This window comes from Burkholderia sp. Bp8963 (assembly GCF_003854275.1).
GTDB lineage: Bacteria > Pseudomonadota > Gammaproteobacteria > Burkholderiales > Burkholderiaceae > Burkholderia.
This window is the reverse complement of the sequence record NZ_QTQP01000206.1, coordinates 1-253: the sequence shown is the minus strand read 5'-3', so window position 1 is coordinate 253 and position 253 is coordinate 1. Positions and strand designations below refer to the sequence as shown.

Below are 253 nucleotides of genomic sequence, written 5' to 3'. Positions count from 1 at the left end.
AGGCGCGCGAGCAACGTCAACATTCCAAAGAAGACAAGCGACGCATCAAGCAACTCGAGAAGGAATTGCAGCGCAAGGAGAAGGCACTGGCCGAAGCGGCGGCGCTGCTGGTTCTCAGAAAAAAAGTGGCTCTTTTGAAATCTGAATGGGTTATGCGGTATGCGGGTTGATCGAAGTGAAGTCGAGCTTGCCTGCGATCAGGAACAGCACGGTGCGCATAGTTTCGAAGTTCGTGTAGCCGCGAGCACGTCGT

The 253-nt window shown here is 54.2% G+C and carries 1 pseudogene; it reads left to right on the top strand.

The window, feature by feature from the left end:
- Positions 1 to 128 (top strand): annotated as a pseudogene (locus DID96_RS38640) (transposase); the annotation flags it as partial.
- Positions 129 to 253: the final 125 nt, after the last annotated feature.